Source organism: Cronobacter muytjensii ATCC 51329 (assembly GCF_001277195.1).
Classification (GTDB): domain Bacteria; phylum Pseudomonadota; class Gammaproteobacteria; order Enterobacterales; family Enterobacteriaceae; genus Cronobacter; species Cronobacter muytjensii.
This window is the reverse complement of record NZ_CP012268.1, coordinates 3,511,524-3,526,068: the sequence shown is the minus strand read 5'-3', so window position 1 is coordinate 3,526,068 and position 14,545 is coordinate 3,511,524. Positions and strand designations below refer to the sequence as shown.

At 58.8% G+C, this 14,545-nt stretch carries 18 protein-coding genes; 1 reads left to right on the top strand and 17 read right to left on the bottom strand.

The window, feature by feature from the left end; translation table 11 throughout:
* Positions 1-122 precede the first annotated feature (122 nt).
* The 3 genes from AFK63_RS16170 to AFK63_RS16165 form a co-directional block, all read right to left on the bottom strand.
* Positions 123-659, bottom strand: coding sequence for a fimbrial protein (locus AFK63_RS16170; RefSeq protein WP_236613122.1), 537 nt, complete (start codon positions 657-659; stop codon positions 123-125).
* A gap of 302 nt (positions 660-961) precedes the next feature.
* Positions 962-1,138 (bottom strand): hypothetical protein, encoded by a 177-nt coding sequence (locus AFK63_RS21510; protein ID WP_165688844.1) that lies wholly within the window; start codon positions 1,136-1,138, stop codon positions 962-964.
* 36 nt (positions 1,139-1,174) lie between these two features.
* Positions 1,175-1,876, bottom strand: coding sequence for a pirin family protein (locus tag AFK63_RS16165; protein ID WP_038865434.1), 702 nt, complete (start codon positions 1,874-1,876; stop codon positions 1,175-1,177).
* Positions 1,877-1,978: 102 nt separating this feature from the next.
* On the opposite strand from AFK63_RS16165, the gene yhaJ reads away from it, so the two are divergent.
* Positions 1,979-2,878, top strand: a complete 900-nt coding sequence (gene yhaJ / locus AFK63_RS16160) for a DNA-binding transcriptional regulator YhaJ (protein WP_004385839.1) — start codon at positions 1,979-1,981, stop codon at positions 2,876-2,878.
* Here the strand turns inward: yhaJ and AFK63_RS16155 are convergent.
* The 14 genes from AFK63_RS16155 to yqjA form a co-directional block, all read right to left on the bottom strand.
* Positions 2,875-3,888, bottom strand: coding sequence for a substrate-binding domain-containing protein (locus AFK63_RS16155; protein WP_038865637.1), 1,014 nt, complete (start codon positions 3,886-3,888; stop codon positions 2,875-2,877). The genes yhaJ and AFK63_RS16155 overlap by 4 nt on opposite strands.
* A gap of 28 nt (positions 3,889-3,916) precedes the next feature.
* Entirely contained in the window at positions 3,917-5,326 is a 1,410-nt protein-coding gene (locus AFK63_RS16150) for a sucrose-6-phosphate hydrolase (RefSeq protein WP_053531585.1), read from the bottom strand.
* On the bottom strand, positions 5,326-6,696 hold the full coding sequence (locus AFK63_RS16145) for a sucrose-specific PTS transporter subunit IIBC (RefSeq protein WP_038865425.1): 1,371 nt from the start codon (positions 6,694-6,696) through the stop codon (positions 5,326-5,328). Before AFK63_RS16145 ends, AFK63_RS16150 begins: the two co-directional genes overlap by 1 nt.
* Positions 6,697-6,767: 71 nt before the next feature.
* Positions 6,768-8,285 carry a carbohydrate porin gene (locus tag AFK63_RS16140; protein WP_038865421.1) on the bottom strand — a complete coding sequence of 506 codons (1,518 nt, stop codon included), beginning with the start codon at positions 8,283-8,285 and terminating at the stop codon, positions 6,768-6,770.
* A gap of 166 nt (positions 8,286-8,451) precedes the next feature.
* Complete coding sequence (locus AFK63_RS16135; RefSeq protein ID WP_038865417.1) at positions 8,452-9,375, bottom strand: aminoimidazole riboside kinase; 924 nt, start codon at positions 9,373-9,375, stop codon at positions 8,452-8,454.
* Between the two features lie 132 nt (positions 9,376-9,507).
* Complete coding sequence (locus AFK63_RS16130; protein WP_038865413.1) at positions 9,508-9,873, bottom strand: DUF805 domain-containing protein; 366 nt, start codon at positions 9,871-9,873, stop codon at positions 9,508-9,510.
* Between the two features lie 156 nt (positions 9,874-10,029).
* Positions 10,030-11,016: a glutathione S-transferase family protein gene (locus AFK63_RS16125; RefSeq protein ID WP_038865408.1), complete on the bottom strand. Its 987-nt coding sequence runs from the start codon at positions 11,014-11,016 to the stop codon at positions 10,030-10,032.
* 74 nt (positions 11,017-11,090) lie between these two features.
* A complete protein-coding gene (locus AFK63_RS16120; protein ID WP_038865404.1) occupies positions 11,091-11,483 on the bottom strand; it encodes a DoxX family protein in 393 nt (130 codons plus the stop codon).
* A gap of 212 nt (positions 11,484-11,695) precedes the next feature.
* Entirely contained in the window at positions 11,696-11,992 is a 297-nt protein-coding gene (locus tag AFK63_RS16115; protein ID WP_038865398.1) for a YqjK-like family protein, read from the bottom strand.
* Positions 11,989-12,387, bottom strand: a complete 399-nt coding sequence (locus AFK63_RS16110; RefSeq protein WP_038865394.1) for a phage holin family protein — start codon at positions 12,385-12,387, stop codon at positions 11,989-11,991. The genes AFK63_RS16115 and AFK63_RS16110 overlap by 4 nt, the downstream gene beginning before the upstream one ends.
* 2 nt (positions 12,388-12,389) lie before the next feature.
* A complete protein-coding gene (locus AFK63_RS16105) occupies positions 12,390-12,692 on the bottom strand; it encodes a DUF883 family protein (RefSeq protein ID WP_038865390.1) in 303 nt (100 codons plus the stop codon).
* Between the two features lie 35 nt (positions 12,693-12,727).
* Complete coding sequence (locus tag AFK63_RS16100; protein ID WP_038865429.1) at positions 12,728-13,096, bottom strand: DUF1090 domain-containing protein; 369 nt, start codon at positions 13,094-13,096, stop codon at positions 12,728-12,730.
* 152 nt (positions 13,097-13,248) lie between these two features.
* The gene (gene mzrA / locus AFK63_RS16095; protein ID WP_038865386.1) at positions 13,249-13,632 is read right to left on the bottom strand and encodes an EnvZ/OmpR regulon moderator MzrA; all 384 of its coding nucleotides are present in this window, start codon (positions 13,630-13,632) and stop codon (positions 13,249-13,251) included.
* Positions 13,633-13,635: 3 nt separating this feature from the next.
* A complete protein-coding gene (yqjA, locus tag AFK63_RS16090; RefSeq protein WP_038865379.1) occupies positions 13,636-14,298 on the bottom strand; it encodes a DedA family general envelope maintenance protein YqjA in 663 nt (220 codons plus the stop codon).
* Positions 14,299-14,545 lie beyond the last annotated feature (247 nt).

Here is a 14,545-nt window from a genome sequence, read left to right as displayed (position 1 = left end):
ATGTATGACTTACCACGACGCTCTCTGTGAAAAGCACGCGGCTTATCGGTCATCTTCAACATCGTTAAGTAAGAACTCCGCTTTATGCGGGGTTTTTGCTTTGAGAGCAGAAGATCGATTGCTTAAAGGTGCTCTACGGAAACGGTCAGGGACGACTGCACCTTACCGGTAGTGGGGGTATCATTGACTTTGACCATTCCGATAAAGAAGGGGAACTGGCCATCACTTAAAGGGATATTTCTGTTGATTTTAAACCGAACGCCCTCGATCGTATACAGACCAACGGCGATACCTTTTGCGGCGGTGTCATCACTGGCTGTATTGGCAAGAACGGTGCTGTCATTGCTGTCTGCAACGCCGCTAAACTGGATCGCCGTACGCGCGTAGTAATTCTTGATATTGGTGTAATCTTTACAGCCTGCGCCAGTAATGGAGGCTACCACCAGGACGGACGACGTCGTGTTTATTGGGCTGGTTGCGACTTTAGGTATTCTTCCAATTGCCTGGGTCTTTAAATCGACCGCAGGGCGGCTCAGGGAAACGGTACAACTTAAGGACCGATGCACTAATCCGTTGACAGACAGGGTAGCCGCTTTATCCTCCGCTGCGAGGCAGGTTGTGCTCAACAGCGTTAACCCCAGGAGTACGATTTTTTTCATATTTTACCTCTGATAATCCTCATCATCTTTTCCATAATCCAGATCGTGTCCGGCATGAGAGGCTATTTTCATGCGCGGCGCAAAGGACGTTATGCTTTTGATGCGAAGAGCCGGTAAACGAGGGGAAAATCGGAAACTGACAGGGTAAAGATATTTTTGTGGACGCGAATCTGCTGGCGTGGATGGCGCCCGGTATGTTAGCAGACGGCAGGATAATTTTCGTCAGACCGGGAGAATTACGCTGCGGCAAATAAGGGGGGGCAGGAGCAGGCGAGCCATAAGGCCCGCCCGGAGAGCGTACGTCAGGCGGCTTCTTCCTCGGCCAGACGGACTTCGGCTTCAGCGATAATGGCTTCCAGCTCGCTGAGCATACAATCGTAGGTAAACTCTGAATGCGCTCCGGCGCGTGTAGACGCTTCCTGCGGGGCGGGTGAAACAGTCAACTTCGTGACTTTATTTTGCTGTGTGATAGTACTCATTTTATGACTCCTGGTGCAGCGATCCGCACCTTCTTGTTACACCGGCAAATCTACCAGTAAAGCGCGCAGCGGCGAATCGGCGATGAGGGTTATGTTAGCCTCGTCACGAATAAAAGCGCCGTCTCCGCAGGTTAATGCCTCTTTGCCTTCCGTTTCGGTCTTCGCGTGCACCGTGCCGTGGATCGACTGCAGATACGCGCGCGGCCCGTTCAGCGACATGCTCACGGATTCTCCTTCGTTGAGGGCTATATGCCATAACCAGACCTGCTGACGCAACTGCAGGCTGCCCTCGGCGCCGTCCGGGGAGGCGAGGAGCTGGCGCGCCTGCGGGCCGACCGCGATTTTCTGCACCGCCGGGTTTTCGCGCTCAGGGCAGGCGTCGAGCCAGAGCTGCATCCGCGTCAGCGAATGGTCTTTGCTCAGGTTGTGTTCGCTGTAGCTCACGCCCGGCTGAGTGGACAGCAGCAGCGCCTCGCCCGCTTTCGCGCGCAGGTGGTTGCCCTCGCTGTCGCGGTATTCCGCTTCGCCATCGAGGATCAGATTGAGGATATCCACTTTGGGATAGGTACGCGGCTGGAACGCGGCGCCGGGCGCCAGCACTTCCTGGTTCAGCACGCGCAGCGAGGCGTAGCCCAACAGTTTCGGGTCGAAGTAGTGTCCAAAGGAAAAGGTATAGCGAGCCTGCAGCCATCCATAGTCAGCTTGCCCACACTGTTTGGCTGTTCTCGTAATAATCATAATTTTACCTCTCTTGACAGGCTTTTATGTTAAGGGTGTGGACGCTGCATTGTTAGCCAGTTAATCTGCTTGGTATATTCAAATTTACTGAACGAGAACCTGATGGCTAAAGAAAGGGCATTGACGCTGGAGGCGTTGCGCGTCATGGACGCTATCGACCGGCGCGGCAGTTTCGCCGCCGCCGCTGACGAACTCGGCCGCGTGCCGTCGGCGCTGAGCTACACCATGCAGAAGCTGGAAGAGGAGCTGGATGTAGTGCTGTTCGACCGCTCCGGCCACCGCACCAAATTCACCAATGTGGGCCGAATGCTGCTGGAGCGCGGGCGCGTGCTGCTGGAGGCGGCGGATAAACTCACGACGGACGCCGAGGCGCTGGCGCGCGGCTGGGAAACGCACCTGACGATTGTCGCTGAGGCGCTGGTGCCCACGCCGTGCCTGTTCCCGCTGGTGGATAAACTTGCCGCGAAAGCCAACACGCAGCTCTCGTTCATCACCGAAGTGCTGGCGGGCGCCTGGGAGCGGCTTGAGCAAGGGCGCGCCGATATCGTCATCGCGCCGGATATGCATTTTCGCTCGTCCTCAGAGATAAACTCCCGCAAGCTCTATACGCTGATGAACGTCTATGTCGCGGCGCCGGATCACCCCATCCATGACGAGCCGGAACCGCTTTCCGAGGTGACGCGCGTGAAATATCGCGGCGTGGCGGTGGCGGATACCGCGCGTGAGCGGCCGGTGCTGACGGTGCAGTTGCTCGATAAACAGCCGAGGCTGACGGTGACGTCCATTGAAGACAAGCGCCAGGCGTTGCTCGCCGGGCTTGGCGTGGCGACGATGCCGTATCCGCTGGTGGAAAAAGATATTGCCGAAGGGCGTCTGCGCGTGGTGAGCCCGGAGTCCACCAGCGAGGTGGACATCATCATGGCCTGGCGGCGCGACAGCATGGGCGAGGCGAAAGCCTGGTGCCTGCGCGAAATACCGAAACTCTTTAACGTGAAGCGTTAATCCGCCGGATGACGCCATTGCAGCGTGGCCGGGAGGTAGCGCTGCAGCGGCGTCGGTTCATTGTCATCCACCAGTTGAGTGATCATCTCAAAGCAGTCGAGCGCCAGCTGGCGGCAATCCTGCTGCACGGTATCGATGCGTACCGACAGCGAATCATACAGATAGTGATCGTCAAAGCTCGCCAGATGGATGTCGCTTTCCAGCAGGCGATGCTGGCTCATATAGCGCAACACCCCTTCCAGCAGGCCGCAGGCGGCGGTAAATAACGCCTTCGGCGGACGGCCCAGACGGGCGCAGAGCGCGGCGAACATCTCATAGCCGCTGCTCGGATGATAATTCCCGTGAATGATCCACTCGGGGCGCAGCGCAACGCCCGCCTGCGCCAGCCCTTGTTTAAAGCCTTCCAGCCGGTCGCGTGTGGGAGAGAGGCGTGGCTGCCCGCCGAGAAAATAGAATTCGTCCGGGTGCTGGCGCGCGATGCGCTCGACCAGTTCCGCCGTCGGCGTGATGGAATCGGTGATCACCAGCGGCAGCGCGGTGTCGTTCATATGACGGTCGAACAGCACCACCGGGAGCTGTTCGCTGAGCTTCACATAGTCGCTGTCGCTCAGCATGCTGGAGGCGACAATAAGCCCGTCCACCTGGCGTGATACCAGGTTATTGACCACGACGGTCTCCTGGCCGGGGTTTTCATCGGTACAGGAGATAAGCAGTTGAAGCCCCGCCTCGCGGCACAGCGTCTCCAGCTCATATGAAAACACGGCGAAACCGTAGTTGGTAATCTCCGGCACCACCAGCCCCAGCGTATGGCTGCGGTTATCGCGCAGCAGGCGGGCGTGAATGCTCGGCTGATAATGATGCTGCGACGCGATAGCCAGAACGCGCTCGCGCGTCTCCTGCGCCACGCGCAGCTCTTTGCCTCGTCCATTAAGCACCAGACTGGCGGTGGCCTTCGAGACCCCCGCCAGGGCGGCGATATCACTGATGGTAACGCGTTTGGTTTTTCGCACGGCTTCGGTTCGGTTAGTGGTCAAACCCTCATTCTACCATGCAAGGGCGCAACGACCAGTAGCGCAGCCGGAGTTGCGCGCCGCCGTCAAAGGCGAGCATCGCGCTGGCCGCCGGGAAATAGCGGCTGCTCATGACGCCTTCGCCGTCGTTGATGAAGATCTCGACGCTGGAGCTGTCGCACAGAATGTGCAGGCGTTTCGCCTCGCCCTGCCAGTAGCGGTAGAGCCACTCGCCGCTTTTCAGGCTGCGGCGCGAAAGGCGCAGGCCGTCCCGTGTCCATTCAAGGCGCAGGGTTCCGGCGAAATCAAGCGTGACGTCGCCCTGGGCCTCCAGCATCAGCTCCAGGCTTTGCGCCGCAATGGGCGCAAGCGCCGATGCCGCGCCCTCGACGCGCTGTTCATCGCCGCGCAGCGCGGCCAGTTCGCGCGCTGGCTGCTGGCAGAGCAAGCCGTCGCGAAGTGAGAGTTCGCGCGGGCAGGTCATCTGATGGATCCAGCCCTGCGCCACGGTCGGTTGCAGCATCTCCTCGCCGTCCGGCACGCCCATCCAGCCGATAAGCAACCGGCGGCCATCTTCTGCAAGCGTCGTTTGCGGCGCGTAAAACTCAAAACCCGCGTCCAGCTCCACCAGCGGGCCGTGGCGGTATTCCGGCTGTTCGTAATCGAGTTCGCCGCACAGATACGCGCTCGGGTACGTATTAAGAAAGCGTTTCTCTTCGCGCGCCACGCCCTGCGGGCAGCAGAGCAGAATGGCTTTGCCGTCCAGCATAAAGAGATCCGGGCACTCCCACATGTAACCCGCATCGCCGAGTCCGCCGAGCGTGCTGCCCGCTATCTCGCCGAGATTTTCCCAGTTCCACAGGTTTACGGAGCGTAGCAGCAACACTTTGCCTTGCAGCTCCAGGTCCTGCGCGCCCAGCACCATGTACCAGTGTTCTGCGTGACGCCAGACTTTCGGGTCGCGCACGTGGCCGGTGTAGCCGCCGGGCAGCGGCATCACCGGGCCGAGCTTGTCAAAGCCGCCATCGGCGTTCTGTACCGCCAGACACTGCCACGCGGTGCGCGTGCCGTCGTCAAACTTCACGTTGCCGGTGTAGCAGAGCGTCAGTTTGCCGGCATCATCCACCGCGCTGCCGGAATAGCAGCCGCTGCGGTCATACTCTTCATCCGGCATCAGGGCCAGCGGCTCGTGACGCCAGTGCGTCAGATCCGCCGAGCTCCAGTGCCCCCAGCACTTATGCTGATGCTGACAGCCCAGCGCATTCCACTGATAAAACAGGTGATAACGCCCCTGAAAATGGATAAAACCGTTCGGGTCGTTCATCAGGCCCGTAACGGGCGCCAGATGCCAGCGCGGGTAGTGGCGATCGCTAAGCGCGACCGGCTGGCCTTTCATCACGGCCTGTAAAATGGCGGGCAGCAGCGTACGGGTAGTCATTATTCAGCGTCCGTTTTGTATTTCCACAGGTAAGAGACCGCAAAAGCGATGCAGAAAGCGATAGCCATGCCGATGGCGTAGTTCAACAGAGAGCTGGCCTGAACAATCGCCATGCCAGGAATGCCGGTCAGGCCGACCGCGGTCATGCCCACATGCGTGGAGACAACCCATGCGCCGCCTGCCGCGCCGCCAATAAGCCCGGAGATAAACGGCTTCACGAAGCGCAGGTTTACCCCGAAAATCGCCGCCTCGGTAATGCCGAGCAGCGCCGAAAAGCCTGATGGCAGCGTAATCGCTTTCACTTTCGGATCTTTGGTTTTAAACCACACCGCGAGGCATGCGCCGCCCTGCGCTACGTTCGCCATCGCCCAGATGGGCAGCAGGAAATTCACGCCGATAGACGGGTTGCCGAGCAGCCCGGCTTCAATCGCATGGAAACTGTGGTGCACGCCGGTAATCACAATCACCGAGTAAAGCCCGCCGAACAGCAGCCCCGCCAGCCAGCCGGCGTGCGCGATAAGCGTGCTTAACACCAGTGAAATGCCGTCACCGAGCGCGCGGCCCGCCGGGCCAATCACCAGCAGCGCCACGAAACCAGAAATGATCACGGTAAAGAACGGCGTCAGGATCAGATCCAGCGCGTCCGGGATAATCCGGCGCAGCTGTTTTTCAAGAAGGCTCATGAACCACACCGCCAGCAGCACCGGGAATACGGTGCCCTGATAGCCAATCATTGCGACTTCGATCCCGAAGAAATTCATCGTGTGGAAGCCTGCCGCCACGCCCCAGGCGTTGGTCAGCGCCGGGTGGGTGAGGATGCCGCCAAGCGTCGCGCCCAGGTACGGGTTACCGCCGAACTCACGCGCGGCGGTAAAGCCTATCAGGATAGGCAGAATGATAAACGCCGCCGAGCTGCACATATCCAGCATGATATAGAGCGCGTTATCCGGGCTTACCCAGCCGTAGGTCTTCACCATGCCGAGCAAGCCCATCAGCAGGCCGGACGCCACAATCGCCGGAATAATCGGCACGAAAATGTTGGAGAGCAGGCGGGCGATGCGCTGGAACGGGTTCAGCTTGCGGGCGGCGACGCTCGCCGCTTCCGATTTGCTGGATTCGCTGATCCCGGCGACCGCGATAAACGCGGCATACACTTTGTTGACCACGCCGGTGCCGAAAATTATCTGTAGCTGTCCGGCGTTGCGAAAGCAGCCTTTGACGCCTTCGACATTGCCGATGGCGGCGGTGTCGGCTTTGGCGTCCTCCACCAGCACCAGCCGCAGACGCGTGGCGCAGTGGGCGGCGCTGGCGATATTCTCTTTGCCGCCAAGCAGCGGCAGGAGCGAGCGGGCAATCTGTTCAAAATCCATAACAACCTCAGTCTTGTGGTTTTTGTATTGTCAGCAAAGCGCAGTCCCCCGCGCGGCGGGGGCCGTTATCATCAGAACCAGGTTTCCATCTGGACGCCGAAGTTCCACTCGCCGCCAGCGGTGAAACCGCTGCTGCCGAAGGAATCGCTGCTGGCGTAGTTATCCAGACGGTGATCCCAGTCCATCCAGGTAGCGAACAGACGCAGCTCAGGACGCTTGAGGAATTCGCCGACGTCGCCCGCTTTCAGCGTGGGCGCGAAGGTCAGCTTATAGAAGTTACCGCTGACCGCGTTGCGGTTGTTATAGCCTTCCGGGCGCAGGTCCATGTACTGATAACTGCCTTCATACTGCAATTCGAAGTTCTGGTTAATCTCCTGGATAAGGCGCAGGTTAGCGGTCGCCCACTGGTAGCTGTCGCCTTTCACGTAGCGATCCTTACTGCTTTGGGCCAGCAGCGCCGGCGCGATATGCCAGCCGCCGCCAAGCGGGGTCATGCCGTAGCTCGCAAAACGCCAGGTGTCCGCCTGCGACAACAGCGCGCCGTCGGAGCCGATAGATTTCACTTCCGCGCCAAGACCGTGACCATACAGCAGCGCGGTTTTCGACGAGCCTTCGCGCAGGCCGTAGAAGCTGTCGTTATGCAGGCCGAGCAGCGCGTGCACGCCATCTTCCGCCGCATCTTTCTTCACGCGGTTGCCCTCGATATCCACGCGGTCTTCGTTATCTTTGGCGCGCATCCCGCTCACCATCAGCTGCACCGGCCCGACATAGTTGTTCAGGGTCAGCACATAGTTCTGCGCCGTGTTTTCGCTGTTTTCGATATCGCCGAACGTGCGGCCATAGAGCGAGAAGTTGCTGCGCGCGTTATCGCTCCAGCGCATGTCATAAATCCCCGCGCCGGTGCCCGCCAGGAATACGACGTCGGAGTCTATCCAGTGGATATCGAAGTTATCACGATCGAAGCGTTTACCGGCCCAGACGGTGGCATCTTTAAACGCGCCGGTGAAGGTCGGCAGGTGACCAAGCTCAGTAAACGCCTGGCGCACGTTGAGATCGCTGGTGTCGGCAGTCCAGTCGTTATAGCTGCGCTGCCCGTCGGCCACCATCACTTTAAAGCGCGTAGTGGCGCCGTTGGCCAGCGTCTGTTTGTGCTCCAGGTTCATCTCAAGGTAGGTGTCCGGCTCATTGCCAAGACGGCCCACATGGCCGCCGGTTTCACCGGCAGGCGTAAAGGACGGGCCACCCTGGGTTTTGGCGGCGGAGTCGCTCATCAGCAGGCCGGAACGGGCGTAGCCGTGGAATTCAAACCCGTCGGTGCTCGCTGCCTGCGGGGCGGGCTTTGCGGCGCTTGCTGCGACCGGCTGCGCCGCCGCCTGCATTTTTTGCTGTGAGGCGGCCAGGTCGCGGGCCTGACGCTCGGCGGCTTCTGCGCGCGTCTCAGCGGCGCTGGCGCGCTGCTCTGCGGCTTGCAGACGCTGTTCAAGCGCCGCCAGACGCGCTTCGATGCTGGTCATATTGCTGTCGGCAAAGGCGGCGGGCGCACCGGCCAGTAAGCCAATGGTGAGGGCAAGAGTGCTTTTTCTAATCATGGTATGGCATCCCTGAGAAGGCGTTATCATCATTTTGCTAACTTGCTAAACCGGTTTAGTGCGCAATCATAATCACGGCCCATTTTTACTCGCAATAAAATTAGCTAAACCGGTTTAGTGATTGTGATGAGGTTCGCAAAACGGGCCGCGGGCGCGGCCCGCAGGATCAGGCGAGGCGTTGCTGAAGATCGTTCAGGCGAGGCAGGGCTGTCATGGCGCCTTTGGCGGTTGTGGCGAGCGCGCCGCAGGTCTGGGCGTCCGCCAGCCGCGGCGCGAGCGCGGCGGCGTTATCCGGCAGGCCATGCGCGGCAAGGCCCCACAGCAGCCCGGCGACAAAGGCGTCGCCCGCGCCGGTCGTGTCGACGCATTCAACCGGCACCGCCGGGTAATGATGCAGCTCCCCGTTAAAGCAGGCGTCGACGCCTTCTGCGCCGCGGGTGATCAGCAGCAGCGGGATCCCGTGGCGGCGCGCCAGCGCCAGGGCATCTTCTTTATCATCGCCGCCGGTCATAAACGCCAGCTCTTCCAGCGAGAGCTTCACCACATCGGCCTGCGCCAGCGCGCGCGCCACGCATTCACGCAGCAGCGCGGCGTCCGGCCAGAGATCTTCACGGATGTTCGGATCGAAGCTGACAAAGCCGCCCGCGCGTTTTATCCGTGCCATCGCTTCAAACGCGGTATCGCGCGACGGCTGGGCGCAGAGCGCAATCGAGCAGACGTGCAGCCATTCTCCCGCAGAGAATGCCGGGAGATCGTCCTCGGTGAGAAAAAGATCTGCCGACGGGCGCACCATAAAGGTAAACGAGCGTTCGCCGCGATCGTCGAGCGCGACGACCACCGTCGAAGTGCGATGCGCGGGATCCTGATGCATCGCGCCCGTATCCACGCCTTCCTGGCGTAGCGTCTGGGTCATAAATTCCCCGAACGGATCGCGCCCGACGCGGCCAATAAACCCGCTCACGCCGCCGAGCCGCGCCACGCCCACCGCCACGTTGGCCGGCGCGCCGCCTGGGCATTGCAATAACCGGCCCTGGCCGTCGGGCAGCAGATCGACGACCGCGTCCCCCAGAGCCCATACTTTTGCTGACATGCATATCTCCTTCGATTCATCCTGCGCTAAACAATAATTAAACCGGTTTAGCTAATCAACAGACTTTGTGCGCTTATGGTGTTTGCGACGGGAAAAGGAAAGGGCGACGCCGCGCCGGAGCGCGGCGAAAGATCAGTGGTGGTGCTTTGAATCCGGGCCGAAGCGGTTTTCGCCGTGGGTGCCTTCCTGGCAGTTGAAAATCAGAATGACCAGCCAGCCGATAACCGGCACCAGGAGCAACAGCAGCCACCAGGCGGTACGATCGGTGTCATGCAGACGGCGAAACTGCACCGCCCAGGTGGGCAGCAGCACTATCAGCCCATAAAGCGCACTAAGGAGGCCGCGTTCATCGGTGATGCGCAGCCCGAGCATTTTATCAAGCGCCACCATCACGCCCGCCAGGATGAAATTCACCAGCGCGAACATCCAGTACTCTTTACGACGCGCCCGGCCAGTGAAACCGAGGTAATTTTTGAACGCTTTGATGTACCAGTACATACGTGTTCGCCTCCCTTGCCATCAATCACTTGTTTTTAAAGCGATCTGCTTGTGTAAATGCTAGCTGTCGGCGGGCGAAACGACCTGGGGGAAAACAGAAAATGTGAGCGCCGTCGGAACGGCGCATTTTTCAGAAGAGGCTTAGGGCGAAGCGGATTAGCGGAAGCGCTCGTCGCGCCCGTGCGGCTCATCAAGATCCTGCCACGGGCCGATAGAGATTATCCCGGTGGGGTTGATAGTTTTGTGGCTGCAATAATAGTGGTGGCGGATGTGCCCGAAATCGACCGTCTCCGCGATGCCCGGCATCTGGTAGATCTCGCGCATAAAGCCATGCAGGTTCAGGTAATCGCTGATGCGGTGCTTATCGCACTTAAAGTGCGTGACATAGACCGGATCGAAACGCACCAGCGTCGTCCAGAGACGAATATCGGCTTCAGTAAGCTTATCGCCAGCCAGATAGCGCTGCTGGCCGAGGATCTGCTCCAGCCGTGACAGCGAGGCGAACACCTGTTCCACCGCTTCATCATACGCCTGCTGGCTGGTGGCGAAGCCCGCCTTATAGACGCCGTTATTGACGGTGTCATAAATCCAGCCGTTCAGCTCGTCGATCTCCGCGCGCAGCGCCTGCGGGTAGTAATCGCCGGCACGCGCGCCCAGGGCGTCAAACGCGGTGTTAAACATGCGGATGATATCTGCGGATTCATTGCTCACGATGGTCTGGCGCTCTTTATCCCAGAGCACCGGCACGGTCACGCGCCCGGAGTAGTGCGGATCGGCCTGGAGGTAGAGCTGATAGAGAAAATCGTGCTGATACAGCGTGTCGCCGGTCGCCGCCGGGAAATCGTCGCCAAACGTCCAGCCATTTTCCAGCATCAGCGGATGCACGACCGAAACGGAGATAAACGGCTCAAGACCTTTGAGCTTGCGCATAATGAGCGTGCGGTGCGCCCAGGGGCAGGCGAGTGATACATAGAGATGGTAGCGATCTTTTTGCGCGGCAAAGCCGCCTTCGCCCGTCGGGCCCGGCTCGCCGTCAGCGGTTACCCAGTTACGGTAGGCCGCTGAGGTGCGCTTAAAGCGCCCGCCGGTAGATTTGGTGTCATACCAGGTGTCGTGCCAGACGCCGTCGATCAGTTGTCCCATGATGTTCTCCTGTTAAATAACTTCCCTGAGTATGGCAAAAAGCAGGCGGTGAAGGCCGCCTGCCGGGTCATCAATTACCAGTTCTTTTTCAGAAGGCGATCCAGGCTGTATGCGCCAGGCCCCATCAGCGCCAGCAGCAGATAACCGCCTGCGATGGAGAAGTTCTTCATGAACATAATGGAGTTAGCGCCTTCCGCGAAGTTGCTGTGGAACAGGAACGCCGTCAGCAGGGTAAAGACCGCAGTGATGAGCGCCGTAGTGCGGGTCAGGAAGCCGAAGATAATCGCCAGGCCGCCGCCGAACTCAAGCAGGATAACCAGCGGCAGCATAAAGCCCGGTACACCCATTGCTTCCATATACTGCTGCGTGCCCGCATAGCTGGTAATTTTGCCAAAGCCCGCCACGATAAACAGAATCGGCATCAGAATACGTGCCACCAGTACGCCAGCATCTTCGAATTTTTTCATTTTACTCTCCAGGAAAACCCGCTTCATGACGAAACGCTATCAGTGTTTAAAGGGTTGCTTTGCGCGGGGTTATCCGCGTTCCGCTGTTGATGGAGAGAATCATAGGGCGACTGTGATGGGAATGTAAGCAAGGAAAACTGGCAAACTTATTCAAAAATAATGAAGGATATGGAAGGGATAAAAAAACGCCTCTCCGGGGAGAGGCGTGAGCGTCAGGGAAGCTGTTGTCGCATTGTGGTCTTCACCAGGCGCCAGGCGCTCCAGGCGGCGAAGGCGCGCTTGCCCCAGCGCATCAGGAAGTTCGGGTTACGAACGGTCCAGATGGCCATGATGCTACTGCCGACCACGGCCCATGAACGCAGGCTAATTAACGTATTCCAGCTGCGGTCGTAGGAGCCGGTGACAGCCAGCCAGTCGCGACGACTGGCGGCCATATCCAGCCGCTGCTGCTGGATTTGACTGAGCAGCAGCGCTTTGCGCCTTTCGCGCTCGGCTTTGCTCATGCTCATGACTTGTCATCCTCCAGCAACTGGCGGTCGTTAGAGAGCTCATGTCGCGTATGGCGCAGAAGCGTCGACTGACGCGATTTCTTAAGCGTCCAGATACCGCCAATCAGCGCCAGTACGAACAGCGTGACGGTGGTGCCTATCATGACGTTAAGGCGATACTGCGGATCCACTGCCCAGATGAGCAGCACCATCAGACTCATCAGTCCAAAGGCGGCAAACAGCATCGTCAGGCCAGTCATCAGCAGCAACTGAAAGAGATTCGCTTTCTCCTCTTCCAGCTCCACCACGGCGAGCCGTAAACGGGTTTCCACCATCTCAACAAGCACGGTGACGATACGTTGTCCGATGCCGAGAACGCTTTTACCCGGCCCTTGCGCGTGACGAGGCTCCGTCATAATCAGCGCCGCGTCAGCAGTACGCCCAGCACGACGCCGATGGCCGCACCGATACCTACGCCGGTCCACGGGTTTTCACGCACGTAATCTTCCGCACGCGCCGCGGCTTCACGGGTCTGTTTGGCAATCACATCGCCGGTTTCGGTTAAGTGATAGCGAGTGTCTTTCAGCGCGCGCTCTGCTTTATTGCGCAGTTTGCTCATCTCTTCCTTCGATTTATCCCCGGAGGCGGTCAGCACTTCTTCCAGCGTATCGGCAAGCGATTTCAACTCAGCGCGCAGGTGATCGGAATTTTCTTTTGACATAATGCTCTCCTGATAAGTGAGGGTTATCCATAAGCTCAGTAATCTTGAGCTTTCAGCGCCTTAAGCTCTTGCTCAGCTTCCGCAAGCTTGTGGCGACGTTTGGCAATTTTATCGGCATCGCCTTTTTGCGTTGCCTCATGCAATTCGGCGCGGCGCTCGGCCACTTCCGCTTCCTTCTCTGCCACTTTCTGTCGATGCGCGGCGATAACGTCGCCGTCGCGGCAGTTGTTGCGTACCTGACTTAGCGCTTTTTTCAGCCCGTCAATGCGGCCCTGGTTCTGATGCTGCTCCGCGTAGCGGATCTCTTTTTCAATCTCCTGCGCTTTTTCTTCGCAGGGAGAGGCGGCCAGTGCCGCGGCGTTCCAGGAAAAAAGGGCTAAGGCCAGTACTGTGCGGTAATTCATGGTCATACCTTCCATTGTGTTGCGTCAGACGCAGGCCAGACGCGGTTCCGGTGTTAATAGCGCGGACAAGACAATGGGTTGCGCTTACTCAAGCATAGTAAGTAATGACGCAAACCCCAAAGTCTGTGAAAAGATTCAGATTCCTGGAAGGGTTATCCCAGGCGCTGAAAATCGTGGCGCAGGCGTGAGAGCCAGGCGGGGGTGAGGCTTTTTTCTTCCTGCTGGGCGATAACAAAGCCGCGCGGCAGCGAGCGGTAGAGCACTTTGCGCGCGGCTTCGCTCTGATCGCTGGAGTCAAACTTAATCAGCAGGATGTTATCCTGGGGCGTAATGCTTTTAAAACGAATGCCATTGGCGTCGAGATGGTGCCAGACGGAAAAGCCGTCCGGGATCATGGCGCCCTGCGACACCGCGCGGATCTCAAGCGTGGTTTCATGCTTTTGCAGCGCAGCCCAGCAAAGCAGCGCTGCCGCCAGCAGCGTACCTGCCGCAAGCGTCAGCGTAAGACGACGGGAAAGTGGGGGGGTGAACGCCATCCTTTAGCTCCGGTTTCCGTGTTTTTTCTTCCATAGCACAACAAGCGAGCCGACCAGGCCAATCACCAGCAATACTACCGGCAGCAGCATCAGGCAGGACATCAGGGCGTCTTCATATTTCAGGAATACCGGCGTTTTGCCGAGCAGATAACCGAGCGTGGTAAGAATCAGCACCCACAGCAGGCCGCTCATCCAGTTGAAGAACTGGAAACGGGCGTTATTGAGGCCGGAGAGACCCGCGATGGTGGGCAACAGCGTGCGCACAAACGCGATAAAGCGGCCAATCAGCAGCGCCGACAGCCCGTGTTTATGGAACAGATGATGTGCCCGCTGGTGATAATGCGCGGGCAGATGCGACAGCCAGTTCTGTACAATGCGCGTGTTGCCAAGCCAGCGCCCCTGGATGTAGCTCACCCAGCAGCCGAGGCTTGCGGCGGCCGTCAACAGCAGCACCGTTTGCGGATACCCCAGCGCGCCTTTGGCGATAAGCACGCCCACCAGCACAAGCAGGCTGTCGCCCGGCAGAAAGGCGGCGGGCAGCAGACCGTTTTCCAGGAACAGGATCATAAACAGCACAAAGTAGAGCATGCCGATCATGCCAGGGTTGGCCAGCGTTTCGAAGTCCTGGCTCCAGAGCGCGGTGAGTAATTGTGTCAAAAGTTCCATTCAGTGATCCTGGCACATCGGTTAAAGCCAATGGGGTAGAACAGATAGCATTGCGACATTTCTGAGGTATGAAGGACGTCAACAGCGCTCTGTGCATTCCTGGTACCAGCACGGCTCCATGTGCGATGAGAGAAGTTAGCAAGTGCTAACTTTTTAACCAGGAAATGCGTCTAATTGTAACAAAGCTCTGCCTGATGCGTCACAGAAATCATGCTTTGTTGAAGAATGATTTTGCTTTCCGACAGTA

Coding starts and splice junctions, on each gene's coding strand:
- yhaJ (WP_004385839.1), top strand. CDS start 1,979: ATGGCTAAAGAAAGGGCATTGACGCTGGAGGCGTTGCGCGTCATGGAC.
- AFK63_RS16120 (WP_038865404.1), bottom strand. CDS start 11,483: ATGAAAAAATTCGAAGATGCTGGCGTACTGGTGGCACGTATTCTGATG.
- mzrA (WP_038865386.1), bottom strand. CDS start 13,632: ATGGCGTTCACCCCCCCACTTTCCCGTCGTCTTACGCTGACGCTTGCG.
- AFK63_RS21510 (WP_165688844.1), bottom strand. CDS start 1,138: ATGAGTACTATCACACAGCAAAATAAAGTCACGAAGTTGACTGTTTCA.
- AFK63_RS16150 (WP_053531585.1), bottom strand. CDS start 5,326: ATGACTACCCGTACGCTGCTGCCCGCCATTTTACAGGCCGTGATGAAA.
- AFK63_RS16125 (WP_038865408.1), bottom strand. CDS start 11,016: ATGGGACAACTGATCGACGGCGTCTGGCACGACACCTGGTATGACACC.
- AFK63_RS16105 (WP_038865390.1), bottom strand. CDS start 12,692: ATGTCAAAAGAAAATTCCGATCACCTGCGCGCTGAGTTGAAATCGCTT.
- AFK63_RS16130 (WP_038865413.1), bottom strand. CDS start 9,873: ATGTACTGGTACATCAAAGCGTTCAAAAATTACCTCGGTTTCACTGGC.
- AFK63_RS16110 (WP_038865394.1), bottom strand. CDS start 12,387: ATGACGGAGCCTCGTCACGCGCAAGGGCCGGGTAAAAGCGTTCTCGGC.
- yqjA (WP_038865379.1), bottom strand. CDS start 14,298: ATGGAACTTTTGACACAATTACTCACCGCGCTCTGGAGCCAGGACTTC.
- AFK63_RS16135 (WP_038865417.1), bottom strand. CDS start 9,375: ATGTCAGCAAAAGTATGGGCTCTGGGGGACGCGGTCGTCGATCTGCTG.
- AFK63_RS16170 (WP_236613122.1), bottom strand. CDS start 659: ATGAAAAAAATCGTACTCCTGGGGTTAACGCTGTTGAGCACAACCTGC.
- AFK63_RS16145 (WP_038865425.1), bottom strand. CDS start 6,696: ATGGATTTTGAACAGATTGCCCGCTCGCTCCTGCCGCTGCTTGGCGGC.
- AFK63_RS16140 (WP_038865421.1), bottom strand. CDS start 8,285: ATGATTAGAAAAAGCACTCTTGCCCTCACCATTGGCTTACTGGCCGGT.
- AFK63_RS16165 (WP_038865434.1), bottom strand. CDS start 1,876: ATGATTATTACGAGAACAGCCAAACAGTGTGGGCAAGCTGACTATGGA.
- AFK63_RS16100 (WP_038865429.1), bottom strand. CDS start 13,096: ATGAATTACCGCACAGTACTGGCCTTAGCCCTTTTTTCCTGGAACGCC.
- AFK63_RS16115 (WP_038865398.1), bottom strand. CDS start 11,992: ATGAGCATGAGCAAAGCCGAGCGCGAAAGGCGCAAAGCGCTGCTGCTC.